We start from the raw sequence: 25,033 nt of genomic DNA, 5'->3' as shown, positions 1-25,033 counted from the left end.
TCACTCTCCTCCGAAGGCCGCGCAGGCGCTCTCAGACGCATCAAGGCCAAGACTGTCCATCTCATTGCGCTGATGCAGGAACCCCTCCACCGGCGCGAGTGTCACCAAAGCGCGGTCATTCACCACGGCGATGGGTTGCCGTAACTGCCCGTTCCATGCCCGAAAACTCAGGCCTCGCCCCTTGAAGCCGTCCAGTTGAAAATCCGTTGAAAGCATGAATTCCCGCAACACCGCAGGGTCAGCTGAATTGGTGCGCGTGACTGCCTCACCGATCGCGCGGATCGCCACCCATGCCGCGTAATCGCGTGACCGCATCGGCCGTGCTGCTTTATCTTCAAAACGGTTTTGCAACTGCACCGCCCCCCAAGCCTCGATCACCGAGGCCCAACCTTCAGGGTGCAGCCCATGCGTTCCCGCCACAGGGCGAGGAAGCCATGTGTTGTGCATCACATAGCGCCCAAAATCATCTGTCGGGTCCGCCACCAGCAGCACATCATGATCCGGAAAATCCTGCGTGAAGCGCGGCACCTCGCTCATGGTTGACTCGCGCAGATCGGTGTCGAAGGTCCATGCCTTTTCGGCATCAATGGTCAGCCCAAACTTGGCCGCCGATCTTCGCAGCGCCTCGGCATAGGCCTGATCCTCGGCCTTCGGCCCAACGATCATGGCAAGGTCCGTCCACTGCTTGGCCACCAGAACCTGCATCAGCGCATCGGTCCGCGCCGCATCTTCGGGAATGGTGTGCAGCAAATTGGCCCGGCAATCCTCTGACCGCAGCCGAGCCGCGCCTGAGCCAACGTTAAAGATCACCGCCCCTGCAGCCTCGGGCAAATCTGCCACCGCCAGCGCCTGCTCCGCGCTGCCATCGAAAAGCACCAATTGCGCATCGGCCAGAACGGCACGCGCCGCCGCAACAAGGTCCCCATCCGGAGGAACGGAAACCGTGGAAAGCCCGTAGACATGCCCCAGAAAACCGCCCGTCGTCATATTGTCACGCAGCGCGAGTTCCGCGCCAGCGAGGCCCAGATCCTCGGGCACCGGATCAAGATTGGACAGCACGGGGGGAAGATCGACCTCGGCCCGAAGGTAGGCGATGTTCACGGGCAATTCCGCCTGTGCGGCCCCGGCAGCAACCAGCATCATGCCGGACAAGATAAACCTGCGAAACATAGACCCGCCTCCCTTGCGGCAAGTGTTTGTCAGGCGATGATCGGTGAAAATACGACCATGGTCGCGGGTCGGGATGGCTCGTTTCACACCATGGTCGAATGGCGGCACCGGGGTGTCGGAGGCTATCCCCTATCCAATCTGATGTTGGAGGAGAGACCACAGATGACCGATACCCGCATTCGCATGCCCATCGTGACGGCAGCGGGCCTCGCCCTCGTGGCTGGCCTCGTCTGGGGTGGGTTGGCCAACGCCCATGGCGACGTTGCCCCGCAACCCGTGAACACCGATGCTCTGCCTGATGTGGGCGAGGAATGGCTGATCGAAAACCCCTATCGTGCCGAAGCGGCAGGAGAAGAGGTTTGGGCCAAGGCCGTGGAAATTGGCGATAGCGCCTACAATCAAAACTGCGCCCGGTGCCATGGTCTGGGCGTTGTGTCTGGCGGCCTTGCACCCGACCTCCGCTTCCTTGAGGCTGCGGAATATGGCGACGAATGGTTCATGGAACGCTTCCAGTTCGGCTACACGCAGGACGGCACCACCAAGATGCCCGCCTTTGGCGAAGTGCTGGGCCAGAAGGCCGCATGGGCGATCCGCACCTATATTGAAACCCGCCCCGAAGATGGCGCGCTTGACGGCCATGCCGACCGGCTGGTGCAGATCCGCGACGAACTGGCGGCAGGCAGCGGCGACATCGACGCCCTCAAGACCGAACTTCTGGGCATTTCAGCCGAGGTAAAGACGGCCTCCGGCGCCCCTGTGTCGGACAGTGCCGTCCGGCGCGCTATACTTGTCCTTGACGGGTCGGAGACAGGCAGCAAGCACGCCGCCGATGCCCTGACGATTGGTCTTTCGGCAGCACATTGACCATGCAGCGGCGGTCTGCACTTTTGGCCGCGCTGGCGGCGGGGGCTTTGTCCCTCGCCGCGCTCCCTGTTTTTGCGCGCTGCGAGAACGTGGCCCCCGGCCCCAAACCGCAGAACACCACCCGCGAATTCGTCGGCCAGACGATGGACGAAATCATCGATCGTGGCAGCCTGAACATTGCGGTTTACGACGACTTTCCTCCCTATAGCTGGCTGGATGGCGATACCCCGCGCGGCGTGGATGTTGAGGTTGGCCGCATCCTTGCCGAGGCACTTGGCGTCACGCCAGAGTACCGTTTCGTGCAGGCAGGGGAAAATCTTCAGACCGACCTCATGGCCTATATCTGGCGCGGTACGGTGCAGAAAGAACCTGTGTCGAATGTGATGATGCGTGTCCCCTATGACAGCGAATTCACTTGCCTTGTGGAACAGGTGGTCTTCACCGGCCAATATGCCGCCGAGGAAATCGCCATCGCCTATCGCCGCGATGCCTATCCGGATGCCGTGGAAGGCGATGACCCGCGCCACGAAGGCGCGCCCGTCCCGGCCTATTTCCGCTTCGATACCGTGGCGGTCGAGAATGACTCGATAGCCGACTTCTATCTGACCTCCTTCCCCGGCGGTCAGATCGGCGACAGCATCCACCGCTTCAAGTCCATGGCACAGGCTATGGAGGCCCTATCGGCCGGAGAAACCATGGCAGCCATGGGCCCGCGTGCGCAATTGCAGTTTAGCGCGACCGACGGCGTTGCCGTGCATCAGCCTCCGCTACCGGGCTTTGCCCGGGCACGCTGGACGGTCGGCATAGCAATACATACAAGCCACCGCGACCTTGCTTATACCCTTGATGATGCGATTGCAGCGGCCTTGGCCGATGGGCGGATTGCGGAGGCCTATGCTGTTTATGGCCTGACCTTCGGCCCACCGGATCGCTAGATCAGGCTGATCCCCCCTGCCCTGTCGCCCAGCCAAACGCGGCGCACGCCGGGTGCTGCCGACCGTATTGCCTTGGCCTGTTCGACATCGGCCAAGGCCAGCGCCGTGGACAGGGCATCGGCGATGGCCGCAGTTTCTGCCTCCACCGCAACCACGTCCCAACGCGGAACGCCGCCCGCCGGATGCAGAATATGCGCCTGCCCCCCCACCTGCATTGCCCCCGGCTGACTGACCGCCAGCGCCGTCCCGCGCAGCGTCACATCACCCAGATCGTCCAACCCCAGCCGGAACGGCCCGCCCAGCGCGGCCATCTCGCCCATATCCACCATCGCTTGCGCAAAGCCCCGCGCCGCCAGCCAGTCGCGCACCAGATCGGCTGCGAACCCCTGCGCCATACCGTTGAGCGTCAGCGCTTGACCCACCTCAAGCCGCACGTCGCCGGGACGCCGCGCGACACGGTCCCAGCCGATCAACGCGCTGGCCTCGCCCACATCGCCCCCCTCGGCGAGTGCGCGCCACAAGGGCTGCACCGTCGGGTCAAAAAGCCCCCCACTTAGCCCATGCACAAGGTCGCATACGGCCAGAGCCCGCGCCATCCAATCTGACGGCTTCCCACCACCCGCCGCGTTGATGCGCCGCAATTCCGATGGCGCATAAAGCGAGAATGTCGCCTCGATCCGCGCCAGCATCCCCGGCAGGTCGGCCAGCGCCGCATCGGCCCCCGGTCCGGTCAGGCGCACCGCAACATCTGCGCCCAGCGCCACGCCGCACCATTCCGCCGCCGCGGCAGGCCGCCATGGCCCGACAACCACCGCCGCCGCCAAAACCTGCAGGAACCGCCGTCGCTTGATCATGCGCCCGCCTCCGCCTTAGCAGCCAGCCTCCGCCCGCGTGCTGCCAGAACAAGCGGCACGCAGGTCTGCGCATCATTATGGATCGTCACGCAGTCAAGGCATTGGAAACATTCCGAATATCCCACCTTCCCATCTGCCGCGATTGCGCCGTACTTGCATCGCACCTTGCACAAGTGACAGGGCGACCCGCATTCAGCCCGCCGTGCGATCCAATCCCGGCCGCGCAGCAGTCCGCCAATCGCCATCAGCGCCCCCAAGGGGCAGACCCAGCGGCAAAACCCCTTGAACGTGATTGTGCCAAGGATCAGCCAGAAGGCCGCATAGATGACAAAGACCGCATCCCGCAGGAAATAGGTGGTGATGGCGGTCTTGAAGGGCTCCACCTCGGCGACGGCATCCACCCGATCGGGTGCCACGAAGACCGTCGCCACCAATCCAGCCAGCAGTACGTATTTCAGCCCCTTCAACCGCCCGTCCCAACGCGCCGAAGGCTCCCACACCGGCAGCCGAAACAGACGGCCCAGCTTGTGCGCAAACTCCTGCAACGCGCCAAACGGGCAGAGCCAGCCACAGAACAACCCGCGCCCCCACAGCACAAAGCCAAGGATGGCCACTACCCAGATGACCAGCGAGAAGGGATCATAAAGCAGATAGGCGAAAGACCCGCCCTCCAGCGCCGTCCGCAGAACGGCCAGCGGCGTCACGATGGACAACTGCCCCTGCCCCCACCATCCTATAAAACCCGTTACCCCCGCCAGAACCGCCAGCCGGATCGCCCCGAATTGCGGATGCCCCGCCAACCGATCCATCCCCGGCCCCAGCGCGAGCAGCAACACAGGCAGGGCCAGCACCAGTGCCACAAGGTCCCACATCCGGCCCCGCAACGCCTCAAGCCATGCAGGCAGTGCGGCCGCCACCTCGGCCCGAACAAAGAACCGCTCGGGCGTGGCATGGGTCAGGGTGAATGTCGCACTGCCGATCTCCGGCTGGAACATGCCATGCGCCCGGAGCGCCTTGACCTGCAAATCCCAATCCCGCGCGGGATCGAACCCCAACCGCCGATCCACGCGCAAAATCATCGCCACGCCTTCGGGTACGTCCGGTTCCGTGGCAAAGATCATGTCGGCATCGCGCAATTCCATCGGCAGACCGTCCTGCATGGCCCCGAGCAGGTCCGGCGCGGTGTTGCGCACGAAATCGGCCGTCACCAACCCGTGCCGGCCTGCCTCGATCACCAAGAGCGGTTCGGCATCCGGTGACAGACGCAGGAAGCGGGCCAACTCGGCCTCCGCCTCGTCGTCCAGCACGGCGCGCGCGATCGACGGCGGACCGATATCAACCAGCCACAGGTCAAGAAACGTTCCCTCTGGGTCGGCTGCCGCCTCAGCATCGTCATCGGCCCAGACCGTGCCCGCGAAAGCACCGTCCACCTCGGCATTGCTGACCTTCAGGTTCCGCGCGATGCCCTGCTCCACCAATGCCGCCCAATCCAGCGCCTCGTCATGGTCGGGGTCGGGATGGGCGGGAGGGGCCGAATGCACACCCTGCATCTTTTCGCGCGCCACAGCCAACGTGGCGGCGAGAATGCTTTCATGAGCGATACGCACAGATGCAGTGGCTTTCTGAACCCCGTCCAGATAGGTCACCCCATTGCCGCCCGCGCCTTCGCCATAAGGCACGCCCACCACCATCAGCGTGTTGATCGACAGGCCCCGATATTGTTCCAGAAACTTGCGGAACGGCGCCTCGCCCAGACCTGACACAAAGATCGGCTCGTTATGCGAAATCAGCCGCACCTCGATGAAGCGGCCTTCCAGATCCAGCATCACCAGCATATCGATCGGCGCACCGGAAAAGCCCGGCAACGGGGCCAGTGGCCCCGTCTCGAACACATATCCCGCCTCGGCACCGCCGGAATTCAAAAGGCTCCAAACCCCTTGGTCATTCACCGGATCGCCCAGCGCGTAAGGCGGGATGATGAACCCCTCCACTTCGGCACGCGACAAGGGTGCCGCAGCAAGGGCCACCGCCGAACTTAGCCAGAACAGGATCATCACCACAAAGCGCATGGGCCGAACCCTACGCCCGTGGCTCCGGACCATGGAATTGGACCATGGTCGCAGCGCGCGCGCCCCTCGTCATCCGCTATTCTGTCGCCATGTCGCCGCCTGCTGCACCCACATTTAGGGATCGTCTGATCCTGCTCGCCTCCTTGGCGGGTTTTGTGGCCTTTTGGTGGGCGCTCGCGGCGGCAAAGGCCGATCCGCGCCTACTCCCCCCGCCTCCCACCGTCTTTGCCGATTTTCTGACTGAACTTTCCTCAGGCCGCCTTTTGCACCACCTCTGGGCCACGCTCCTCCGCGTGGCGCTAGCCTTCGGCTTGGCCATGGTGATCGGCACCATTCTAGGGGTAACTTTGGGGCGGATGCCCCGGCTCAATCGCTGGCTCGACCCTTGGGTTCTGATCTTTCTCAACCTGCCCGCGCTGGTTCTGATCGTGCTGTGTTATCTCTGGATCGGTCTGAATGAGGTCGCGGCCATCGCGGCGGTCACCTTGAACAAGACAGCGATGGTCTTGGTGACCATGCGCGAAGGCGCCCGCGCGCTTGCACCCGAACTGGACGACCTTGCGCGCGCCTTCGCCCTACCTCCCGCACAACGCCTGCGCCATATCGTCTTGCCACAACTGGCCCCCTTCTTCGCCGTCAGCGCCCGTGCTGGTCTTGCGGTGATCTGGAAAATCGTTTTGGTGGTGGAATTTCTTGGCCGCTCAAACGGTATAGGCTTTCAGATTCATCTGAAATTCCAGCTTTTCGATATCAGCGGCGTCCTTGTCTATGCACTGGCCTTTGTGGCCGTGATGCTGGTGATTGACCTCGCCCTGATCCAACCCGCCGAACGCCGGGCGAACCGCTGGCGGCGGTGACCGGACTGCGTGATCTCGCCTCAGGGGCGCAAGAGACACGCGCTGGCTGCAATGGGCCCAAGATCCATCTCGGTATAGCACCCCCCCTCATCTGGGCTTGCACCTTCCACCTACTCGGTCATCCTAAGGGCTGCGCAAAGGCAAAGGAGAGGCGGATGCCTTCCGAACGCTTCATCATACGGGGTGACCTCGGGGCCGCGACTTTCGTGCCATGGGTTTTGCGCCATATGGCAAAGCTTGGCTTGACGGGTGGTTTCGGCACGACAGAGGCGATGCAGGCGGAACTCCATGTCGCTGGCCCATCGGACCTGATCGACGCGCTGGAAATGGGTGTTTCTCTGGGTCCGATCGAATCTTGGGTTGAGTCGATTGAGCGCAGCCCGCTGAACCGCGCGGCCTAAGACATCAGCCCCACTCCTTTTGCGCCATTTTTTTGGGCAAAAATGTCTAGGCTTTAAGCACGCGATCCATTTACTGTTCATAGCACTGCACCGCCCCTGCCTTCCGATGACATAGAAGGACTGCGGAATCTAACGTCGGCGCAGATGGGGGTGGGTGGCGTGATGTCCACGACGTGGAAGCCAGTAGCATTGGCGCAGGATCTGCCGCCGCTTGTCGTGATGCCCGTAACGGTTGACGGGCAAGACCTTGCTCTATGGCGCAGCGCAACGGGGCGCTTGGCTGCTTGGGCGGATCGTTGCCCTCATCGCGGCATGCGCCTGTCGCACGGTTTTGTCCGGGGCGAGGCGCTGTCCTGCATCTATCACGGCTGGAGCTATGGAAGCAGCGGCACCTGTCTGCGCATCCCCGCCCATCCCGATCTTGAGCCCCCCGAAACGATCCGCGTGCCGATCCATGCAGTGGCCGAGGCAGGCGGTCTGATCTGGGTCGCTCTCTCTGATCCACAGACGCCGCCCCCCGACCTCGGTACCCTCATGCCCTTGCGGTCCCTTACCGTCGAGGCATCGGCCAAGACCCTGGCCGCCCTCTCTGGATTGACCGGGACAGAGGTGCTGCGCGGCACCTTGGCCGATGTGGAGGTGACGGTCGTCCTGCATCCGGTCACACCCAAGCGCTCTGTCCTGCATGTGCTGACTGCCGATGCGCCGCCTGAAGCGCGGATTACCGTTTCCCGAAGGATTGAGGCCCTGCGCAGGCAAGCCGAAAGCGAAGGACTGGCAGCATGAGCGGCGATCCGATCCATGACGAATGGTATCCCGTTGCCCTTGCCAGCCAATTGCCGGCAACCGGGCGCGAGACGCGCCTTCTGGGCGAGGCGATCCGTGTCGCTTGGGCCGGCGATCAGCCCGAAGTGACCGGCGCTGACGGGCGCAAACTTCCGACCCGCCTGCGCTATGGCCATGTCTGGGCATGCCCTGGCACGCCTGCACGTGAACTTTTTGACATACCCGAAGCCGATCAGCCGGGTCGCCGCCTTGTCGACGTTGGGCTGGTCCGCGTGAAATGTTCCCCTTTACGCGCCGTGGAAAACTTCCTCGACATCGCGCATTTCCCCTTTGTCCATACGGATATTCTTGGCGCAGAACCACATACCGAGGTGGGTCGCTATGACGTCGAGATCCGCGACGAAGTGGATGAGGTTTGGGCCACCAAGGTGCATTTCTACCAACCGCAGGCCGCCAAATCCGCCTCCGGCGGGATCACCACCCAATACATGTATCGCGTGCCTGCGCCGACCGTATCCATTCTTTACAAGACCTGCCCGCCCCGCCCGGGCGAATGGGACGTGATCACGCTATTCGTCCAGCCTCTGGATGAAGAAACCTGCGAGGTCTGGCCTTGGATGGCGCTGTTTGACGACACCACCTCCATGACCGACTTGATCCACTTTCAGCAGACGATCTTTCTTCAGGACAGGTCGATCCTTGAAAACCAACTCCCGCGCCTTCTGCCGCTGGATCCGGGGATGGAAATTCCGACACGTGCCGATCTCACATCCATCGCCTATCGGCGTTGGCTGAAAAGGCGCGGCTACACCTATGGCGCGCAACTGGTGGCGGCATGATCCTTTACGACTATGTGCTTAGCCCCGATTGCTACAAGGTGCGGCTGCTGGCGGCGCTGACCGGGGCAAATATCACCCTGCGGCCGGTTGATTTCCACCCCGGCGCGGAACATCGCAAGCCCGAATTCCTGATGCTAAATCCGGCAGGCACCATTCCTGTGATGCAGGATGGAGGCCTGATCCTGACCGACTCATCGGCCATCCTTACCTATGTTGCGGCGAAGGCGGGGCCAGAATGGCTGGGCGATGATGATGCCGTGATGCGCGCGCGCGTGGCGCAATGGCTGGCATTCGCGCAGCGCCTTTCGGCCAGCATCGGCAAGGCACGCACCCATGACATGCTTCAAAAGCCCGCCGATATCGACGCCTGCCGCGCCGCCGGTATTCAATGCCTGCGCGAAATCGAAGAATCTCTGGTAGAACAGGGCCTAAGGGACGCGCACTTTCTGGCCGGCAATCGCCCGACCTTGGCCGATATCGCCTGTTTCCCGCATGCGATGCTGGCCCCCGATGGTGGCATCAGCGTCGACCCCTATCCATCGATCCGCCTATGGACGCGCAGGCTACGCGCCTTGCCCGGTTTCATCGAAATGCCGGGTATCCACCGCCTGCACGATCTGAAACCGGAACCGACAGGCAAAGGGGAATAGGCGATGGCGGGCTATCTGTTCAGGAACTGCGCAGCAATCGTCACCGATGCAGGCACGGCCGACGGCGTCCCGCGCGATACGGACCTGCTGATCGAAGGCGCGGCGATCACCGCAATCGGCAAGGGCCTTGCCGCCCCTGAGGGGGTCGAGGTGATCGATGCGCGGGGCTGGTTCCTTTACCCCGGTCTGGTGAACACGCATCATCATTTCTTCCAGACTTTCGTGCGCAATCGCGCCGAACTTGATTGGACCAAGCTGTCGGTGATCGAATGGCTGGATCTGATCTATCCCATCTTCTCACGCCTGACCGAGGATTGCTTCTATCACTCCTCCCTCACCGCGATGGCGGAACTGGTCAAACACGGCTGCACAACGGCCTTTGACCATCAATACAACTTCCCCCGCCATGCCGGAAAACGGATCGTAGATCGGCAATTCGAGGCCGCGGAAAAGATCGGCATCCGCTTTCATGCCGGTCGCGGCGGAAACACCCTGCCAAAGTCCGAAGGATCCACGATCCCGGATGAGATGCTGGAAACCACGGATGAATTCATCGCCGATTGCGCCCGGCTGATCGACACCTATCACGACAGAGGTCAGTTCAGCATGCGGCAGGTGGTGGTGTCACCCTGCCAGCCCGTCAATTGCTATATCGACACCTTCACCGAGTCGGTGGCCCTTGCCCGTGACCGGGGCGTCCTTCTTCACAGCCATGTGGGCGAAGGCGAGAGTGAGGTCATCAAGGCCCGTCACGGTATGCGAACCGTGGACTATCTGGAAAAGATCGGCTTCGTCGGCCCCGACACCTTCTACGCCCATTGCTGGGAATTGACCGACGCCGAACTGCGCCAGCTTGCCGCCAGCGGCACGGGCGTCGCCCATTGCCCTGAACCCGTCTATCTGGTGGGCGCCGAAGTGACCGATATCCCCGCCATGGCGGCACATGGCGTCCGCATCGGGCTTGGCTGCGATGGGGCGGCATCGAACGACAATTCGAACCTCATGCACTGCGTCCATTCGGCCTATATGCTCCAATGCCTCGTGGCCTCGCGCCGGACGCATCCCGTGCCTGACCCGCGCGCCTTCCTTGCCTATGCCACGACGGGCGGCGCGTCGCTTCTGGGCCGGACGGATATCGGACGGCTGGCCGTGGGCATGGCCGCGGACCTTTTCGCCATCGACACCCGGCGGATGGATTACGTAGGCACCCGCCACGACCCTGCCAGCCTGATCGCCAAGGTGGGGGTGGGCAGCCCCGTGGACCTGACCATGATCAATGGCCGCATCGTCTGGGCCAAGGGCGAATTCCCCGGTCTGGACGAGGCGCAAATGGCCGCCGAGGCCGAGGCCACGTTGTCCACCATAGAATTCTGACACAATGAGAACCGACCAACAGGAGAGACAGATGAACACGATCGCAAGACGGACCTTCCTTCAGACCTCGGCCCTTGCCGCTATCGCGGCGGCGGTTGGGGCGCGGGGGGCAAATGCGCAAGAACCGCTTGGCATCGCCCTCGTGCTGCCTTCGCCGCTTGGCGATGTGGGCTGGTCGCATACGCTCGCTGCGGGGCTTGACCCGGTCAAGGCCGCCTATGGCGATGCGGTGAAGATCACGCTGTTGGAAAACATCGCTGAAGGGCCGGATGCCGACCGCATCATGAACAAGGCGGTGGCCGACGGGAACAAGTTCCTGATCGCCGGGTCCTTTGGCTATCAGAACGGCGCGATGCAGATCGCAAAGCGTGACCCGTCCGTGACGGTGCTGCATGCCTCGGGCTTCATGGTGGCCCCCAACTTCTCGCCCTTCGCGGCAAAGTATTTCCAAGGCACCTACCTGCTCGGCATGGCAGCGGCGGCACTGTCCAAGACGGGCAAGCTCGGCTCCGTTTCGGCCTTCGCGATCCCGGAATTGATCACCTCGGTCAATGCCTTCACGCTGGGGGCACAGGCGGTGAACCCCGATGTGGAAGTCTCCGTCGTCTGGGTGAACACATGGTTCGACCCCGCCAAGGAACAAGAGGCCGCCAAGGCGCTGATCGCGCAAGGTTGCGACGTGATCTTCTCGAACGCGCAGGACACCCCCTCCGTCATCGCCGCTTGCGAAGAGGCGGGCATCTACGCCTTCAACCTGAACTCCTCGATGAAATCCTATGCCCCGACCAAATATCTGGGCTGCGTGGCCACCGATTGGTCGCCGTTCTTCAAGGCATCGGTCGACGCGCACCTGGCGGGCAATTTCGTCGGGGCAAACGCCTTCCTCGGCGTGGCCGATCAGGTGGTCGAAGTGGTGGACTGGTCGCCCGACATCCCCGCCGACATCATGGCCAAAATCACTGAAGCCGAAGCAAAGATCGCCGATGGCAGCTTCACCCCCTTCACTGGCCCGATCACCAAAGCCGATGACAGCGAAGGTGTCGCGGCAGGCGTCTCCCTTGGCGATGGCGAAATCGTTGCGATGGACTGGCATGTGAAGGGCGTCGTCACGCCTCTTCCGCAATAAGCGCAACAGATGTCCGCGCCGCTTTTGTCTTTGCGGGGGATGACCAAGGGCTACGGTCCGGTCAAGGCCAATCAGGCCATCGATCTGGACGTGGCCCCCAACTCCATCCACGCGATCCTTGGCGAAAACGGCGCGGGCAAATCCACGCTGATGAAGCTTATCTACGGGGTCGAGGCACCCGATGCGGGCGAGGTGTTCTGGAACGGCGCCCCCGTGCAGCTTCACTCACCGGGCGAGGCACGCCGACTTGGCATCGGCATGGTGTTTCAGCATTTCTCGCTCTTTGAAACCCTGACGGTGGTTGAAAATATCTCGCTTATCGTGCCGGGCAAAAAGGCGGCGCTGGCCACGCGCATCCGCGATCTGGGCCGCGACTTTGGCCTAGAGGTTGACCCTTTCGCCGAAGTCCATGCCCTCTCCGTCGGTGAATTGCAGCGCGTAGAGATCATCCGCTGCCTCATGACGGAACCGCGCCTTCTGATCCTTGACGAACCCACTTCCGTCTTGCCGCCGCAGGCCGTGGGGCTTCTGTTCGACACGCTGCGCCGCCTACGTGACAGTGGGGTGTCGATCCTTTTCATCTCGCACAAGCTGGACGAGATTCAAGCCATCTGCGACCGCGCAACCATCCTGCGGGCAGGCCGCGTGACAGGGAATGTCGATCCCCGCAACCACGATGCCCATGACCTTGCCCGCATGATGATCGGGCGCGACATGCCGCCCCCGCTCCACCCCGCCCAGGTAACACCCGGCGAGGTGCGTCTGGAATTGTCGGGGTTGGACCATCAGCCCGACGATCCTTTCGGCGTCGCCCTGCACGGCATCAGCCTGTCGCTTCGTGCGGGCGAGGTGCTGGGAATTGCAGGCATTTCGGGCAATGGGCAGGCGGAACTGTCGCGACTGATTTCGGGCGAGGCGCGCCTGCCCCGCAGCCGTCGCGACGAGATACGCATGCTCGGCCAAGGCGTGGGCCACATGGACCCCGGCGCGCGGCGGGCCTTGGGTTTTGCCTTCGTGCCCGAAGAACGGCTGGGCCGCGGCGCGGTGCCGGAAATGACGCTGTCGGACAACAGCCTACTGACCGCCCATCGTCTGGGCATGCTGCGCCACGGTTTCATCGACCGCGGGCGCGAGGCGGAATTTACCGCAGCTTGCATCCGCGACTTCGACGTGCGCACACCCGGACCGGATGCCGAGGCAGGCTCCCTTTCAGGAGGCAACCTGCAAAAGTTCATCATGGGGCGCGAGATTTCGCTTGGCCCGAAACTCCTCTTCGTCGCGCAACCGACATGGGGGGTCGATGTAGGGGCGGCGGCTGCAATTCGGCAAAGGCTGATCGACCTGCGCAACGACGGCGTGGCGGTGCTTATCATCTCTGAAGAACTGGAAGAACTGTTCGAAGTCTGCGACCGCATCCAAGTCATGCATAAGGGTCGGCTATCCGCGTCACTCGACGCCCGCATCACCCGCGCCGAAGACGTGGGTCGCCTGATGATCGGCAGCGATGGGGTGGCGGCATGACCTTTCGACTGATCCGACGCGAAAAGGCATCGACCCGGATGGCCATTCTGGCCCCGCTGTTGGCCCTGCTCACGGCCATGGTCCTTAACCTGATGATCTTCCTTGCGATGGGCAAAGACCCGTTTGCAGTCTTTCACGCCATGCTTTTGGAACCCTTCCTCAGCTGGTCGGGCTTTTCCGAAGTCTTGCTCAAGACCGGACCACTGCTGTTGATCGCGCAGGGGCTTGCCATTGGGTTTCGTGCCAAGGTCTTCAATATCGGGGCCGAAGGGCAATTCATCCTCGGCGCCATCTTCGCCTCGGCCATTCCGGTCTATTTCCCACAGGCAACGGGGGGATGGATATGGCCTGCCATGCTTGTCCTTGGGGCCTTGGGCGGGGCCCTATGGGCCGTCGTTCCTGCCTTTTGGCGCGTGCGGCTGAACGCGAATGAAATCCTTGTCACCTTGATGATGAGCCTGATCGCCATTCAGGTTTTGAACTATCTGCTGCTCGGCCCTTGGAAGGACCCGATGGGGTTCAATTTCCCCCAATCGGTGATGTTCCAGTACGATGCGATGATCCCAATCCTGATCCCTGGCACGCGGGTCAATGTCTCGCTGCTGCTCGCACTGCTGTCAGCGGTGCTGGCTTGGGCCTATATGCAGCGCAGCTTTGGCGGTTATCAATTCCTCGTCGGCGGGCTGGCACCAAGGGCGGCTGGCTATGCCGGTTTCTCTGAATCGCGGGCGATCTGGCTTTCGCTTTTGATCGGCGGTTTCGCAGCTGGACTTGCCGGCGCGGCCGAGGTGGCAGGTCCGATCGGCCAACTCCAACGCTCGATCTCGACAGGCTATGGCTATGCCGCAATCATCGTGGCCTATCTGGGCGGCCTGCATCCGCTGGGGATCGTGGCCTCCTCACTTCTGATGGCAGTGCTTTATATCGGCGGCGACAATGCGATGGTGTCAGCCGATCTTCCTGTGGCGGCGGTGCGGGTGTTCCAAGGGACGCTTCTGGTTTGCTATCTGGCTGCGGTGACCTTTGTGAGGTTCCGCATCGACTGGGGCCGCACAGCGCAGGGAGGCGGGGCATGAGCGGGCTTTCCTTCATCCTTGCAGGCATGCTTGCTGCAGCAACGCCATTTCTCTTGGCAGCGCTTGGCGAATTGGTGGTGGAACGGACCGGGGTTTTGAACCTCGGGCTCGAAGGGATCATGGCGTTGGGGGCCGTGATTGCCTTCATCATCGTCTATCACGGCGGCGGTCACATGCTGGCCTTCATGGCCGCGGCTCTGGCCGGTCTGGCGCTGTCTTTGATCTTTGGGCTTTTGGCCCTTGGCGTGAAGGCCAATCAGGTCGCCGCCGGGCTGGCCGTTGGGATATTGGGTCAGGGACTGTCCTCCCTGATCGGCAAAAGCTACGAAAGCCTGACGATCACCGGCCTTGCCAAATGGGCGGTGCCGGGGCTGTCTGACCTGCCCGTTCTTGGCGGGCTCTTCGTGCAGGATATCGTGGTCTGGCTCTCGCTTCTGGCGACAGCGGCAATCTGGGGGATGTTCCGGTTTTCGAAACTCGGGCTGGTCCTGCGGGCGGTCGGGGAAAATCCGCATGCCGCGCGCGCCATCGGTTATCCTGTCCTAGCCATTCGCTACGGCGCCGTGGCCTTTGGCGGGGCGATGGCGGGCGTGGCAGGGGCCTATGCTTCGACCGTCTACACCCCCCTTTGGGCAGACGGGATGATCGCAGGGCGCGGCTGGATCGCGCTTGCGCTTGTGGTGTTCGGGACGTGGCTTACGGGGCGCATCTTCTTTGGCGCGCTTCTGTTCGGGGCCGTATCTCTGGCCAGCCTCGTAGCGCAGACTGAAGGCTGGGCCATCCCCTCGCAACTCTTGTCCAGCCTGCCCTATATCGTCACGATCGTCGTCCTTGGGATCATCGCATCCAACAAACGCCTGCTGAAAGTGAACGGTGTGGCATCGCTGGGCGAGCCGTTCTGAGAACGCAGACCTCACACGGGATTTTTCCTCCGGCTGCAATGTGAGCCTGGCCTGTGGCATAAGGCTCCGGTCGCACTTGGATGAAAGACCGCTGGCAGGTCATGGTGGCTTCAGCCAATTCTGACGGAAACCCTTATAATTCATAAGTAAATGGCGGAGGGGATGGGTCTGCGGCCCAACCTTCTCCACCCCAATGCGGCCCTAATCCTTTGCTTTCATTGAAAACACAAATGGGAGAGCGGCGGGATCAGAGAGACATTGAACGAGGACCGGTGGTTGCATCCCAAAATCTTCGCCGCCGTGGTCCTGACTGTCCAGTATAGCGATGTCCGTGAGCGGCCCAAATGTCTTGTCGATGAAGGCAAAATCCGAAGAATGGAACGCAAAGGTTTCTAAAGCTCGAACGTACTGCGGAAGCTCATGGCGCCAAGGGTATTCAACCGTCAGCAGGACAACCGGAGAACCGCAGTAACGCATTGAGGCTAGCTGAAACGGGCGGGGATCGCTGGCACCTTCACCATCGAACTCGTACTGGCGCTCCAAACCGGTTTGCTTGTTGTGCAACGTGATCGCAAAGCGGACATCCTCATCGACCGGTTCCAGTACGATCAGAAGGTCAGCGGTCTCGACAGATTGTTCGGCCAGTGTTGAGCGGTAGACCACCTCTTGAGCGGCGACGGCGAAAGAGGAAACTGCCCATGCGAAAATCGTCAGGAGCGTCCTTCTCATTTCGCGTCCTCGAACCTTGGGCGGGAAACGGAGAAGCGGCAGATGCCGTCAAATTGTCCAACATCTCGGATCGAAGCCATGTGTTGCCGTCGCTCTCCATAGCTGTCGGTGTCACGGTTGACGCGCTCCGTTATCGCATCTGTAGCGTTGTCGGTGAGCCCTTGGTCTGCAAATGCTGCAAGGCCGCGTTCAAGCCAAAAGAACACTGCCGACCTGACGGCATAAACGGGTTCGGCAGCGCGGTCCGGGTCGGCTTCGAAGTCGATACCGCCGCCAAGATTGTTCTCGTGCCAGACAGTGAACTCCCGATAGTTGGCGCGGCCTGTCGGTTGAAAAAGCCCACGGCCGCGAAAGGTCCAGCCGTCACCACTGGCAGCGTCACCATTGCCGTTTCGATTGGCGAGCGCCAAGTTTGCAATCGAAACTTGGTCGGCGGGATGTCCCTCGGTGCGTCCGAACCGTTCTGCGTCGTCAGGATTTTCCCTGAAGTAGCGGTAGGTCGCGATCAGCCCGCGCACACTGTAGTTGAAGCCTTCCACAAGTCGAGCACTGCTTCCGGCTTCTTGGCGCATCTGCGCGAGGAAGTGAACCAGACGTTCTCTTGTATCTAGCTGCCCGGAAACGACGCGAAGGTCCAACTCTTTTGCGATCTCGGCGAGCTTGTTCTCCGGCGCTTCAGGAAACACCACTGACAGTCTGTCAGCACTCAGAATATTGCAGACCGCGCCTTCAGGAATGGCTTGGGGATCAAGGAGAGGCTCCGCCGTGCATCGGCAGTTCCAATCCTGGCCAGAATGACCACCTGCAGGTGGTGCTGACCATGCGAATACTTGATCGTCGTTTGCAGCATGGGCGGCGCGAACGCGCCTGTCGTCCGCACTGCGCCAAACATAGTTTTCGAGTCGGAGCGCGTCTCTCTGGAAAAAGCCGCTCAGCGCTTCCACGTACCGCGCGAGGATCGCGTTGATGACTGGATCGTTGGCATTGACTGCAACACCGGTTTCGGTCAGCCGATCCGCAACTGAGCTGCGCAGCTGATCCCTGATCGCGGTGAGGTCGACTGATGTGATGTCAATGCTTACACCTGCGGGGAGAAAGCCATTCAATCGGGCAAGGCTTGTGGCCAGCGCATCGTCGATGATGCTGTCCAGCAGCCTGTCGGGGACAACCGAGAACTTGCCGTCCGGTGCCCTATCCGAACCAAGCGGCAAGACGAAAACGCTGTTGCCGCCTGACCTGATCCAGGCCGCAAACTTGCTTTCGTGCCGCATCGGTTCCTCCGTGTCGTTCCCCAGTAGCAGTATCGGGCTAGGATTAAGGTTGCATAAACCCTGCGACCGCTCCGTTGCGTGGAGCGAAGGTTGGATTTGGGGGGCGTTCGGATGGCGGAGGAGGTGTCTGCATAACTTTCCTCGCTACTCATTGTTATTACGTCGTTTTACTAATAAGATAACTGCAACATACCACATATTGTACCACGCGAGTTTCATTGAATAGGCAAGTAACAGGAACCTACATTCATCCGCTGTCAGCGTAGCTCCGGGTTTGAGGTTTGCATGTTTAGGCGGGTTGGACAACGAGGGCTGGCGCGGAGCTTAGCGGGTTGCGTAGCGTCAGACTCCGTTGCGAAGTGACGGACTGGGCGGAAAGCGGTCGTTCATCGCCAAGGCTTTACTTGCAATGCCGAATGGCGGATCTGACCTTGAAGCAGCCCGCTACCAGGCGGCTTCGCAAAGTCGTTGAACTGATCTTAAGGCTTTGATTTGGTGGAGCGTTTCCGCTAAATGTTCCGCGTAGCGATCGGGCAATTTAACGGCTTTATTCATGTTCCAGAGCAGTTGGAGCAAGGAGAAACGCCCGCACTTCTTCGGCGGTCTTCAGTGAGCGAAGTTGTGCGCGATCCGTCAGTATCTCGGCATAGTAGGGGATGTTCAGAAGGCGCTCTTCCAGCGTCTCAGTGATCTGCATCGCATTGTAACCGGCCTGGTGGAAGTAGGTGACGCGGGCCCGGATAAGTGCTTCGTGGCCCTCGAAACCCAAGGCCGCGAAAACGCCGCGCAGTTGGTTGATGCGGAAGACTTCGATCTCACGCAGCACATCCGCGGTTCGCTTGTCGCCGTGCGCCCAGTCCCGGATGGCGTTGTCGTAGCGCGGATTGAACTCTCCCCCAAGGACAAGTGTGCGCACGTAAGCGATGTACTGGTGCATGCCCGAAGGTCCGGCCTCCGAGATGGCGCGGGTGAAAGGCACGGTGTTCCGTTCTGCCCAGTCCTGACGGACATCCTCTAAAAGCTCTTCTAGGTTACGGTACTGCCAGTAGAAGGCACCCGTCGTTGCACCAAGCGACTCGGACAGAGCGCGCAGCTTAATGCCACCTACTCCTTTGTCGATCAGCACCTGTCGCGCAGCCGAAATCCAGTCTTGCCGGATCAGGACCCGCTGTTCCAGCTCTCGTTCCGGCTTTCTCGTATCACCCTTGGTCATACTGAGGTTTCATAGAGATTTTTGTTGACAGAGGAAGAGCATAACATACGTTATCTTGCAACATAACAAACGTTATGTTGTAGGGGTCAGATTGACCCAAGCACAACAAGGAGGCGAAGAATGCTTGGAAAATTCCTTTCAACTTCGGCACTTGCGTTGGGTCTGATGGCCTTACCCGCGCTTGCCGAGATCGAACTGAAGATCGCAACTGACTCGGGCGATCGCGAGTCGCCATCGGGGCAAGCTATTGCGAACTGGGCAAAGGCCATCGAAGAGGGCTCAAATGGCGAGATCAAGACCCGCGTCTTCTTCCAAAACGAACTTGGCGGCCAGTTGGAGGTGTTTGACCTGTTTGTGGCCGGTGAAGTTGACCTGATGCTTTCTTGGCCGTCGACATCCTATGACAAGCGGATCGGCATCCTGAACACGCCCTATATGGTGACGTCGTGGGACGAAGCCTTCGAGGCTTACAAGCCAGGTGGGTGGGTAAACGGCGCGCTGAACGTCGTATTCAACGACATCGGGCTGAAGTACTTCGGGGCTTGGCCCGAAGGGTTCAGCGGGGTCGCGACCCGTGGTGCCTATGCTACCGATCTTGCCGGTGCTTCAAATATTAAGGTGCGCACGCCGCCCTTGTTCCCCTTCCCGCAAATCCTGGAATCGATGGGCTACCAGACCGCCGCGATTGATTGGGGCGAGGTCTACACCTCGATCCAGACCGGGGTCGTCGATGGCGACGCGGGCAACGTGATCTACTGGGATTACGAATACTTCCGCGACGTGCTGGATTACTATGTCCGCACCAAGCACACCTTTGTGACAGGCAACCTGTTGGCCAATCTGGAGAGCTACAACGAACTGTCACCCGACCACCAGAAGTTGATCGAGGATGCCGCTGTTGCCGAAATGACCAAGCAGTTCACTGACGCACAGGCGACCGACCAGAAATACGTCGATCTGGCTGTCGCCGGGGGCATGGAATATTTCGAACTGACCGACGAACAGATCGCCCCGATCGCCGCAAAGGTGCGCGCCGAAGTCTGGACTCAGATGGAGCCGGACGTCGGCAAAGAGATCATGGACCTGATCCGCGCCAACGCGAACTGATCGCTTCCCCGGGCTGCCCCTCTGGTTGGGGTGGCCCTTTTTCATTGAAGGGAGAGCACCCGATGACTGCGCTATTTCATCGGCTCGACGGGGCTATCATGTGGGCGATGGGCCTTGTGGTCATCATGACCAATCTGGCGGTGACGGTCCTGATCCTGTTTCTGGTGCTGGCCCGCTTCGTCCTTGGCTGGTCGGTCGTGGGGGTGCTGGAATTGGCAACCCTATCGGCGATGTGGCTTTACATGTGCGGGGCGGTGATTGCTGCGCGCAACCGGCAACATCTCGTGGTCGACTTTCTGTCCCAGGCGTTGCCGACCCCGCGCGCCAAGGCCCTGCATGATCTGGCCGTGTCGATCATCATGGTGGTCCTTAGCCTGTTTTTCATGGGCCTAGCTCGTGACATGGTGGACTGGTCGATTGCCCGACCGCAAACGACAGCCGCGCTCAGCCTACCGCTGATGATCCCACAGTCGGCCATCGTTTTGGCGTCTGCGCTATTCATCATCTACGCCTTTCGCGATCTGGTCATCGCCGCCAGGGTCGTTCTGGGCATCTCCTCGCGCGAAGCCGGGGAGCTCTGAGCCATGGAAGCGATATATGCAATCGGACTTCTAATGGCGTTGATGATCTTTGGCGTTCCGGTCGCATGGTCCTTTGCCGGGGTGCTGATGTTTCTGGTCTGGGCCTATGACGTGAACACGACGACCCTGCTATTGCAGGGGTTCCGCTCACTCGACTCTGTCATCCTGCTGGCGCTGCCGCTCTTTGTGTTGGCCGGTTACCTGATGCAATCGGGCGGCGTGGCCGAGCGTTTGATCCGCTTCATGGCGTTGGTCTTGCGTGGTCGCAAGGGCGGCATGGGCGGCGCAATGATCGCGACCTCCGGCGTCTTTGGTGCGATTTCTGGCACCGCGACTGCGGCGGTTGCATCGATCGGCACGATCATGATCGACCCACTGACCGAACGCGGCTATCCGCGCGGCTATAGTTCGGCGCTGCTTGGCATGTCGTCCTTGCTAGGCATCCTGATCCCGCCCTCGATCACGCTGATCCTGTTCGGGGTGGTTACCAAACAATCAATCACCGCGCTTTTCGCGGCAACCGTCGTTCCAGGCCTTCTGCTGATGCTGGGCTTGATGATCTTCAACAAGATCATCACCCGGCGATTGCTGAAGGATACGCCCGAACGCACCGCGGCCCTGCAGCGGCAAAGAAGTGGCGACAGCGCGTCGCGGCTAACGCTGAGCGCCCTGCCGGCTCTGATGATGCCGCTCATCATTTTGGGCGGCATCTATGGCGGCATCTTCACCCCTACCGAGGCAGCTGCCGTGGCGTTGTTCATGGCCATACTGATCGGCTTTTTCATCTATCGCGATTTGACCTTGGCGCGCTTCCGTCAAAGCCTGCTCGAGGCCGGCGAGACGACCGGAACCATCATCCTGATCCTGCTGTTTTCTTTCATGATTGGCCGGATCATGGTCGCCGAAGGCGTGCCGCAGGACCTGACCGAAGCAGCCACAAAAGTCACCGACAACACGATTTTGATACTGCTTCTGGTCAATGCCTTTCTGATCTTTGTCGGCATGATTATGGACGACCTTTCAGTAACCGTTGTGATCGCCCCGTTGATGATGCCGCTGGTGGTTTCGCATGGGGTTGACCCGATCCACTACGCTTCGATTGTGGCCTGCTCTGTGGTCATCGGTGCCAACAGCCCGCCGGTCGCACCAATCCTCTACATGGCCTGCCGGATTGGCAAAGTGTCGATCCATTATGCCGTCGTACCAGCGTTGCAACTGATTGCCTTCGTCGCTTTGCCGGTGATGTTGCTGGTCACCTTCGTGCCAGAGCTCTCGTTATTCCTTCCGCGCCTTCTCGGCTTCTGAAGGGCTGAGTGACATGACGGAAGTGAAACTTGCCCTCTGGCAGCGGGCGCCCGTCGAACCATCCCGGGAAGGTTTTCTTGAGGCCCTGGACAAGGCTATGGCGCGAACTCGGGCTGATGTCCTGATTACTCCCGAGTTGTGCTGGCCGGGCTATGGCGACGTGATGTTATCTCGCGCGGAAGCAGTCGACCAGCGAGGTCCCTTTATCGCCTGTGTTCGGGCGCTGGCTGTCCGCCATTGCAAAGCCATTGTCCTTGGTTATGCCGAAGCCGATAGCGGGCGCATCTTTAACAGCGCGATCTGCATTGGTGCCGATGGCGCTGTTCTGGCCAATTACCGCAAACAAACTACCGCCAATGACTACGAGCGCGAGTGTTTCACCAAAGGCGGCCCTGCGCCGGTCTTTGAGATCAAAGGCATACCCATAGCCCTCTTGATCTGCCTCGACGCCGAGTTCCCAGAGCTTGTCCGTCGGGCCAGTCTGGAAGGGGCACTGCTTTTGATCGTGCCCACCGCGCTTAGCCCGAAATGGCGGGTCATCCCTGACGCGGTTATCCCAACCCGCGCCTGCGAGAACGGCATCTTCGTCGCCTATTGCAACTATGCCGGTGACGACGAAGCCGCGCCCTTTTGCGGACGCAGCCTTGTCGTGGGTCCGGATGGCCGCACGATGGCAAACGCCCTGACGGTCGAATGTCTGTTAGACGTGACCATCAAGTCCGATGATGTCATCAAGGCTCGCGATCAATTAGATTATCTTGGTCACCTTGGGCATTTGCTGCGTTCCTGAGCCCGTCCGGCAATCGCAAATTGGGTTGTACGGTATGAACAGTCGGCGGGAAGACATGCCAAAAAAGGTGAGTGTTACCAATCGTCCTGCTATGTCACTTCTAGCGCTCATCAATAGTGCTCTGACAAATGTCTGTTGATTTCCACTAAGAGCCGACCCGGGTTTTCCATCGAGAAGTGACCCACTGTTGGTTATGGCTTTTGGGTCATGCGTGGGTCAATGCACGGTTTCATTCCTTCTTCTTTCGGGCTGCTGCGGCTGAACTTGCCTTGAAGCGGAAGCTGTCGTTTCCGGTCTCCAAGATGTGGCAGCGGTGGGTTAGGCGGTCGAGCAGGGCCGTGGTCATCTTGGCGTCGCCGAAGACCGTGGCCCATTCGCTGAAGCTGAGGTTGGTAGTGATGGCGACGCTGGTGCGCTCGTAAAGCTTGCTGAGCAGGTGGAACAGCAACGCCCCGCCCGAGGCACTGAACGGCAGGTATCCAAGCTCGTCGAGGATCACGAGGTCGAGGCGGGTCAGGCTTTCGGCAATCTGCCCCGCCTTGCCCTTGGCCTTTTCCTGTTCGAGGGCGTTGACCAGTTCGATTGTGGAGAAGAAGCGGACCTTGCGGCGGTGATGCTCTATTGCCTGGATACCAAGAGCCGTCGCGACATGTGTCTTGCCGGTGCCCGGCCCGCCGATCAGGACGACATTCTGAGCGCCGTCGAGGAACTCGCAGCGATGCAGCGTCCGGACAGTGACCTCGTTGATCTCGCTGGCGGCGAAGTCGAAGCCCGAGAGGTCCTTGTAGGCTGGGAAGCGCGCCGCCTTCATGTGATAGGCGATGGAGCGCACCTCCCGTTCGGCCAATTCGGCCTTCAGCAGTTGCGACAGAATTGGGATGGCGGCTTCAAATGCAGGTGCGCCCTGTTCGATGAGATCTTCAACGGCTTGGGCCATGCCATACATCTTCAAGCTGCGAAGCATGATGACGATGGCACCTGCGGCAGGGTCATGACGCATGGCGGCCTCCTGCAGCGATCTGGCTGCGCAGAGCGTCATAGCGTTCGACATTTGCCTTGGGTTCATGCCTCAGGATCAACGCTTGCGGAGTATCCAGCGGTGGCCCACCGATCACCTTGCCGTCGACAAGGCGGTGTAGGAGGTTCAGCACATGGGTCTTGGTCGGCACACCCTCTGTCAGTGCCAATTCCACGGCGGTCAGCACGGCCTGCTCATCGTGCTGCAAGACGAGCGCAAGGATATCCACCATCTCACGATCACCACCGGGCTTACGGAGCATCTGATCCTGCAACTGCCTGAAGGCAGGTGGCAGTTCGAGGAAGGGTGCGCCATTGCGAAGAGCACCGGGCTTGCGTTGCACGACCGCCAGATAGTGCCGCCAGTCATAGATCGTCTGCGGGGGCAACTTGTGACTGCGCTGGATCAGGCGGACATGTTCGCACAGGATGTTGCCCTCCGCCGCCACCACCAATCGGTCGGGATAGACCCGCAGACTGACGGGCCGGTTCGCAAATGATGCCGGAACGCTGTAGCGATTGCGCTCGAAGCTGATCAGGCAGGTGGGTGAGACACGCTTGCTCACCTCGACAAAGCCGTCAAACGCCACAGGCAGAGGCATCAAGGTCCTACGTTCCTCTGCCCAGACATCGGCGATGGTTCCGGGCAGAGTGCCATGGGCGGTCTCATGCCACAGCGCGATGCAGCGCCTCTCCAGCCAAGCGTTCAGCGCGGCAAGATCAGGAAAGTTCGGCATGCCGTGCAGCATCTGATGGCGGGCGTCACGGACATTCTTCTCGACCTGTCCCTTCTCCCACCCTGCCGCCGGATTGCAGAACTCGGGCTCGAAGACATAATGGTTCGCCATAGCGAGGAAGCGGATATTGACCTCACGGGCCTTTCCGCGGCCCACACGATCCACCGCCGTCTTCATATTGTCGTAGATGCCCCGTTCCGGCACGCCCCCGAAGACCCGGAACGCGTGCCAATGGGCATCGAACAGCATCTCATGGGTCTGCAAAGGATAGGCGCGCAGGAGAAAGGCCCGACTGTGCGACAGCTTGATATGGACGACCTGAAGCTTCGTGCGCTCACCGCCAACGACCACGAAGTCCTCGCTCCAGTCGAACTGGAACGCTTCGCCAGCACGGAAGGCCAGCGGAACGAACGTCCCTCGACCTGTCGTTTGCTGCTCACGCTGCCGATCTGCTCGCCATTCTCGCGCGAAAGCCGCCACACGATTGTAAGAGCCAGTGAAGCCGAGCGTCACCAGATCGGCATGCATCTTCGTCAGCGTCTGCCGTTCTTTGCGCGGCTTCCCAGCATTGTTCTTCAGCCAGCCCGCCAGCTTCTCGGCAAAGGGATCAAGCTTGCTCGGGCGCTCCGGCGTCGCAAAATGCGGCTCGATCACATCCGCCTTCAGATACTTCTTGATGGTGTTGCGTGACAGTCCAGTGCGCCGCGCGATCTCGCGGATCGGCAAACCCTGTCGAAGGCGCAGCTTACGGATCACGTTCAATAGTCCCATGTCGATCACTCCGTTGACCCCCTCGCGCTTCGCTCGGGGGAGGGTCACATGGGTCAAATCTCAATGGAAATCCGGGGCCGAACCGGGT

At 60.9% G+C, this 25,033-nt stretch carries 24 protein-coding genes; 16 read left to right on the top strand and 8 right to left on the bottom strand.

Annotated elements, in window-relative coordinates; all coding sequences use genetic code 11:
- Complete coding sequence (locus QF092_RS00535; protein WP_281466574.1) at nucleotides 1-1,170, bottom strand: ABC transporter substrate-binding protein; 1,170 nt, start codon at nucleotides 1,168-1,170, stop codon at nucleotides 1-3.
- 162 nt (nucleotides 1,171-1,332) lie between these two features.
- Between QF092_RS00535 and pedF the strand changes: the two genes are divergently transcribed.
- Complete coding sequence (pedF, locus tag QF092_RS00530) at nucleotides 1,333-2,034, top strand: cytochrome c-550 PedF (RefSeq protein WP_281466572.1); 702 nt, start codon at nucleotides 1,333-1,335, stop codon at nucleotides 2,032-2,034.
- Between the two features lie 2 nt (nucleotides 2,035-2,036).
- On the top strand, nucleotides 2,037-2,969 hold the full coding sequence (locus QF092_RS00525; protein ID WP_281466570.1) for a substrate-binding periplasmic protein: 933 nt from the start codon (nucleotides 2,037-2,039) through the stop codon (nucleotides 2,967-2,969).
- Here the strand turns inward: QF092_RS00525 and QF092_RS00520 are convergent.
- Nucleotides 2,966-3,823: an FAD:protein FMN transferase gene (locus QF092_RS00520; protein WP_281466568.1), complete on the bottom strand. Its 858-nt coding sequence runs from the start codon at nucleotides 3,821-3,823 to the stop codon at nucleotides 2,966-2,968. The two genes, QF092_RS00525 and QF092_RS00520, sit on opposite strands and share 4 nt — an antisense overlap.
- A complete protein-coding gene (locus QF092_RS00515; protein WP_281466566.1) occupies nucleotides 3,820-5,892 on the bottom strand; it encodes a 4Fe-4S binding protein in 2,073 nt (690 codons plus the stop codon). The genes QF092_RS00520 and QF092_RS00515 overlap by 4 nt, the downstream gene beginning before the upstream one ends.
- A 44-nt stretch (nucleotides 5,893-5,936) precedes the next feature.
- Between QF092_RS00515 and QF092_RS00510 the strand changes: the two genes are divergently transcribed.
- The 10 genes from QF092_RS00510 to QF092_RS00465 all read left to right on the top strand — a co-directional run bounded on the left by QF092_RS00510 (nucleotide 5,937) and on the right by QF092_RS00465 (nucleotide 15,424).
- Nucleotides 5,937-6,749, top strand: coding sequence for an ABC transporter permease (locus tag QF092_RS00510; protein ID WP_281466564.1), 813 nt, complete (start codon nucleotides 5,937-5,939; stop codon nucleotides 6,747-6,749).
- Between the two features lie 155 nt (nucleotides 6,750-6,904).
- A complete protein-coding gene (locus QF092_RS00505; RefSeq protein ID WP_281466562.1) occupies nucleotides 6,905-7,150 on the top strand; it encodes an acylphosphatase in 246 nt (81 codons plus the stop codon).
- A 162-nt stretch (nucleotides 7,151-7,312) separates the two neighbouring features.
- Complete coding sequence (locus QF092_RS00500; RefSeq protein ID WP_281466560.1) at nucleotides 7,313-7,936, top strand: Rieske 2Fe-2S domain-containing protein; 624 nt, start codon at nucleotides 7,313-7,315, stop codon at nucleotides 7,934-7,936.
- Nucleotides 7,933-8,775, top strand: a complete 843-nt coding sequence (locus QF092_RS00495; RefSeq protein WP_281466558.1) for an aromatic ring-hydroxylating dioxygenase subunit alpha — start codon at nucleotides 7,933-7,935, stop codon at nucleotides 8,773-8,775. Before QF092_RS00500 ends, QF092_RS00495 begins: the two co-directional genes overlap by 4 nt.
- Nucleotides 8,772-9,425 carry a glutathione S-transferase family protein gene (locus QF092_RS00490; protein WP_281466556.1) on the top strand — a complete coding sequence of 218 codons (654 nt, stop codon included), beginning with the start codon at nucleotides 8,772-8,774 and terminating at the stop codon, nucleotides 9,423-9,425. Before QF092_RS00495 ends, QF092_RS00490 begins: the two co-directional genes overlap by 4 nt.
- Nucleotides 9,426-9,428: 3 nt before the next feature.
- A complete protein-coding gene (locus QF092_RS00485; RefSeq protein ID WP_281466554.1) occupies nucleotides 9,429-10,799 on the top strand; it encodes an amidohydrolase in 1,371 nt (456 codons plus the stop codon).
- 31 nt (nucleotides 10,800-10,830) lie between these two features.
- Nucleotides 10,831-11,925 (top strand): BMP family ABC transporter substrate-binding protein, encoded by a 1,095-nt coding sequence (locus QF092_RS00480; RefSeq protein ID WP_281466552.1) that lies wholly within the window; start codon nucleotides 10,831-10,833, stop codon nucleotides 11,923-11,925.
- A gap of 9 nt (nucleotides 11,926-11,934) precedes the next feature.
- The gene (locus tag QF092_RS00475) at nucleotides 11,935-13,446 is read left to right on the top strand and encodes an ABC transporter ATP-binding protein (protein WP_281466550.1); all 1,512 of its coding nucleotides are present in this window, start codon (nucleotides 11,935-11,937) and stop codon (nucleotides 13,444-13,446) included.
- Nucleotides 13,443-14,522, top strand: a complete 1,080-nt coding sequence (locus tag QF092_RS00470; protein WP_281466548.1) for an ABC transporter permease — start codon at nucleotides 13,443-13,445, stop codon at nucleotides 14,520-14,522. Before QF092_RS00475 ends, QF092_RS00470 begins: the two co-directional genes overlap by 4 nt.
- Complete coding sequence (locus QF092_RS00465; protein WP_281466546.1) at nucleotides 14,519-15,424, top strand: ABC transporter permease; 906 nt, start codon at nucleotides 14,519-14,521, stop codon at nucleotides 15,422-15,424. The genes QF092_RS00470 and QF092_RS00465 overlap by 4 nt, the downstream gene beginning before the upstream one ends.
- Nucleotides 15,425-15,625: 201 nt before the next feature.
- Here the strand turns inward: QF092_RS00465 and QF092_RS00460 are convergent, their stop codons facing one another.
- The 3 genes from QF092_RS00460 to QF092_RS00450 all read right to left on the bottom strand — a co-directional run bounded on the left by QF092_RS00460 (nucleotide 15,626) and on the right by QF092_RS00450 (nucleotide 18,637).
- Nucleotides 15,626-16,153, bottom strand: a complete 528-nt coding sequence (locus QF092_RS00460; RefSeq protein WP_281466544.1) for a hypothetical protein — start codon at nucleotides 16,151-16,153, stop codon at nucleotides 15,626-15,628.
- Nucleotides 16,150-17,424, bottom strand: a complete 1,275-nt coding sequence (locus tag QF092_RS00455; protein WP_281466542.1) for a phage minor head protein — start codon at nucleotides 17,422-17,424, stop codon at nucleotides 16,150-16,152. Before QF092_RS00455 ends, QF092_RS00460 begins: the two co-directional genes overlap by 4 nt.
- A 547-nt stretch (nucleotides 17,425-17,971) precedes the next feature.
- Nucleotides 17,972-18,637 carry a TetR/AcrR family transcriptional regulator gene (locus tag QF092_RS00450; RefSeq protein WP_281466540.1) on the bottom strand — a complete coding sequence of 222 codons (666 nt, stop codon included), beginning with the start codon at nucleotides 18,635-18,637 and terminating at the stop codon, nucleotides 17,972-17,974.
- A gap of 120 nt (nucleotides 18,638-18,757) precedes the next feature.
- On the opposite strand from QF092_RS00450, the gene dctP reads away from it, so the two are divergent.
- From dctP to QF092_RS00430, 4 genes are all read left to right on the top strand, one after another.
- Nucleotides 18,758-19,744, top strand: coding sequence for a TRAP transporter substrate-binding protein DctP (gene dctP, locus QF092_RS00445; RefSeq protein WP_281466537.1), 987 nt, complete (start codon nucleotides 18,758-18,760; stop codon nucleotides 19,742-19,744).
- Between the two features lie 62 nt (nucleotides 19,745-19,806).
- On the top strand, nucleotides 19,807-20,325 hold the full coding sequence (locus QF092_RS00440; protein ID WP_281466535.1) for a TRAP transporter small permease: 519 nt from the start codon (nucleotides 19,807-19,809) through the stop codon (nucleotides 20,323-20,325).
- A gap of 3 nt (nucleotides 20,326-20,328) precedes the next feature.
- Entirely contained in the window at nucleotides 20,329-21,630 is a 1,302-nt protein-coding gene (locus QF092_RS00435) for a TRAP transporter large permease (RefSeq protein WP_281466533.1), read from the top strand.
- A 13-nt stretch (nucleotides 21,631-21,643) separates the two neighbouring features.
- Nucleotides 21,644-22,420: a nitrilase-related carbon-nitrogen hydrolase gene (locus QF092_RS00430; protein WP_281466531.1), complete on the top strand. Its 777-nt coding sequence runs from the start codon at nucleotides 21,644-21,646 to the stop codon at nucleotides 22,418-22,420.
- Nucleotides 22,421-22,649: 229 nt separating this feature from the next.
- On the opposite strand, the gene istB is transcribed toward QF092_RS00430, so the two are convergent.
- Nucleotides 22,650-23,420, bottom strand: coding sequence for an IS21-like element helper ATPase IstB (gene istB / locus QF092_RS00425; RefSeq protein ID WP_281466530.1), 771 nt, complete (start codon nucleotides 23,418-23,420; stop codon nucleotides 22,650-22,652).
- Nucleotides 23,410-24,945: an IS21 family transposase gene (gene istA / locus QF092_RS00420; protein ID WP_281466528.1), complete on the bottom strand. Its 1,536-nt coding sequence runs from the start codon at nucleotides 24,943-24,945 to the stop codon at nucleotides 23,410-23,412. Before istA ends, istB begins: the two co-directional genes overlap by 11 nt.
- Nucleotides 24,946-25,033: the final 88 nt, after the last annotated feature.

It is taken from the genome of Fuscovulum ytuae, assembly GCF_029953595.1.
In the GTDB taxonomy this organism is placed as follows: domain Bacteria; phylum Pseudomonadota; class Alphaproteobacteria; order Rhodobacterales; family Rhodobacteraceae; genus Paragemmobacter; species Paragemmobacter ytuae.
The sequence above is the reverse complement of the archived record's forward strand: the minus strand, read 5'-3'. Positions and strand labels throughout refer to the sequence as shown.

What these genes read in the sequence shown, in the direction of transcription:
- QF092_RS00480 (WP_281466552.1), top strand. Translation starts at nt 10,831, where the DNA reads ATGAACACGATCGCAAGACGGACCTTCCTTCAGACCTCGGCCCTTGCC.
- dctP (WP_281466537.1), top strand. Translation starts at nt 18,758, where the DNA reads ATGCTTGGAAAATTCCTTTCAACTTCGGCACTTGCGTTGGGTCTGATG.
- QF092_RS00490 (WP_281466556.1), top strand. Translation starts at nt 8,772, where the DNA reads ATGATCCTTTACGACTATGTGCTTAGCCCCGATTGCTACAAGGTGCGG.
- istB (WP_281466530.1), bottom strand. Translation starts at nt 23,420, where the DNA reads ATGCGTCATGACCCTGCCGCAGGTGCCATCGTCATCATGCTTCGCAGC.
- QF092_RS00520 (WP_281466568.1), bottom strand. Translation starts at nt 3,823, where the DNA reads ATGATCAAGCGACGGCGGTTCCTGCAGGTTTTGGCGGCGGCGGTGGTT.
- istA (WP_281466528.1), bottom strand. Translation starts at nt 24,945, where the DNA reads ATGGGACTATTGAACGTGATCCGTAAGCTGCGCCTTCGACAGGGTTTG.
- QF092_RS00505 (WP_281466562.1), top strand. Translation starts at nt 6,905, where the DNA reads ATGCCTTCCGAACGCTTCATCATACGGGGTGACCTCGGGGCCGCGACT.
- QF092_RS00515 (WP_281466566.1), bottom strand. Translation starts at nt 5,892, where the DNA reads ATGCGCTTTGTGGTGATGATCCTGTTCTGGCTAAGTTCGGCGGTGGCC.
- QF092_RS00440 (WP_281466535.1), top strand. Translation starts at nt 19,807, where the DNA reads ATGACTGCGCTATTTCATCGGCTCGACGGGGCTATCATGTGGGCGATG.
- QF092_RS00525 (WP_281466570.1), top strand. Translation starts at nt 2,037, where the DNA reads ATGCAGCGGCGGTCTGCACTTTTGGCCGCGCTGGCGGCGGGGGCTTTG.
- QF092_RS00470 (WP_281466548.1), top strand. Translation starts at nt 13,443, where the DNA reads ATGACCTTTCGACTGATCCGACGCGAAAAGGCATCGACCCGGATGGCC.
- QF092_RS00500 (WP_281466560.1), top strand. Translation starts at nt 7,313, where the DNA reads ATGTCCACGACGTGGAAGCCAGTAGCATTGGCGCAGGATCTGCCGCCG.
- QF092_RS00495 (WP_281466558.1), top strand. Translation starts at nt 7,933, where the DNA reads ATGAGCGGCGATCCGATCCATGACGAATGGTATCCCGTTGCCCTTGCC.
- QF092_RS00450 (WP_281466540.1), bottom strand. Translation starts at nt 18,637, where the DNA reads ATGACCAAGGGTGATACGAGAAAGCCGGAACGAGAGCTGGAACAGCGG.
- QF092_RS00430 (WP_281466531.1), top strand. Translation starts at nt 21,644, where the DNA reads ATGACGGAAGTGAAACTTGCCCTCTGGCAGCGGGCGCCCGTCGAACCA.
- QF092_RS00465 (WP_281466546.1), top strand. Translation starts at nt 14,519, where the DNA reads ATGAGCGGGCTTTCCTTCATCCTTGCAGGCATGCTTGCTGCAGCAACG.
- QF092_RS00535 (WP_281466574.1), bottom strand. Translation starts at nt 1,170, where the DNA reads ATGTTTCGCAGGTTTATCTTGTCCGGCATGATGCTGGTTGCTGCCGGG.
- QF092_RS00475 (WP_281466550.1), top strand. Translation starts at nt 11,935, where the DNA reads ATGTCCGCGCCGCTTTTGTCTTTGCGGGGGATGACCAAGGGCTACGGT.
- QF092_RS00455 (WP_281466542.1), bottom strand. Translation starts at nt 17,424, where the DNA reads ATGCGGCACGAAAGCAAGTTTGCGGCCTGGATCAGGTCAGGCGGCAAC.
- QF092_RS00485 (WP_281466554.1), top strand. Translation starts at nt 9,429, where the DNA reads ATGGCGGGCTATCTGTTCAGGAACTGCGCAGCAATCGTCACCGATGCA.
- QF092_RS00460 (WP_281466544.1), bottom strand. Translation starts at nt 16,153, where the DNA reads ATGAGAAGGACGCTCCTGACGATTTTCGCATGGGCAGTTTCCTCTTTC.
- pedF (WP_281466572.1), top strand. Translation starts at nt 1,333, where the DNA reads ATGACCGATACCCGCATTCGCATGCCCATCGTGACGGCAGCGGGCCTC.
- QF092_RS00435 (WP_281466533.1), top strand. Translation starts at nt 20,329, where the DNA reads ATGGAAGCGATATATGCAATCGGACTTCTAATGGCGTTGATGATCTTT.
- QF092_RS00510 (WP_281466564.1), top strand. Translation starts at nt 5,937, where the DNA reads ATGGTCGCAGCGCGCGCGCCCCTCGTCATCCGCTATTCTGTCGCCATG.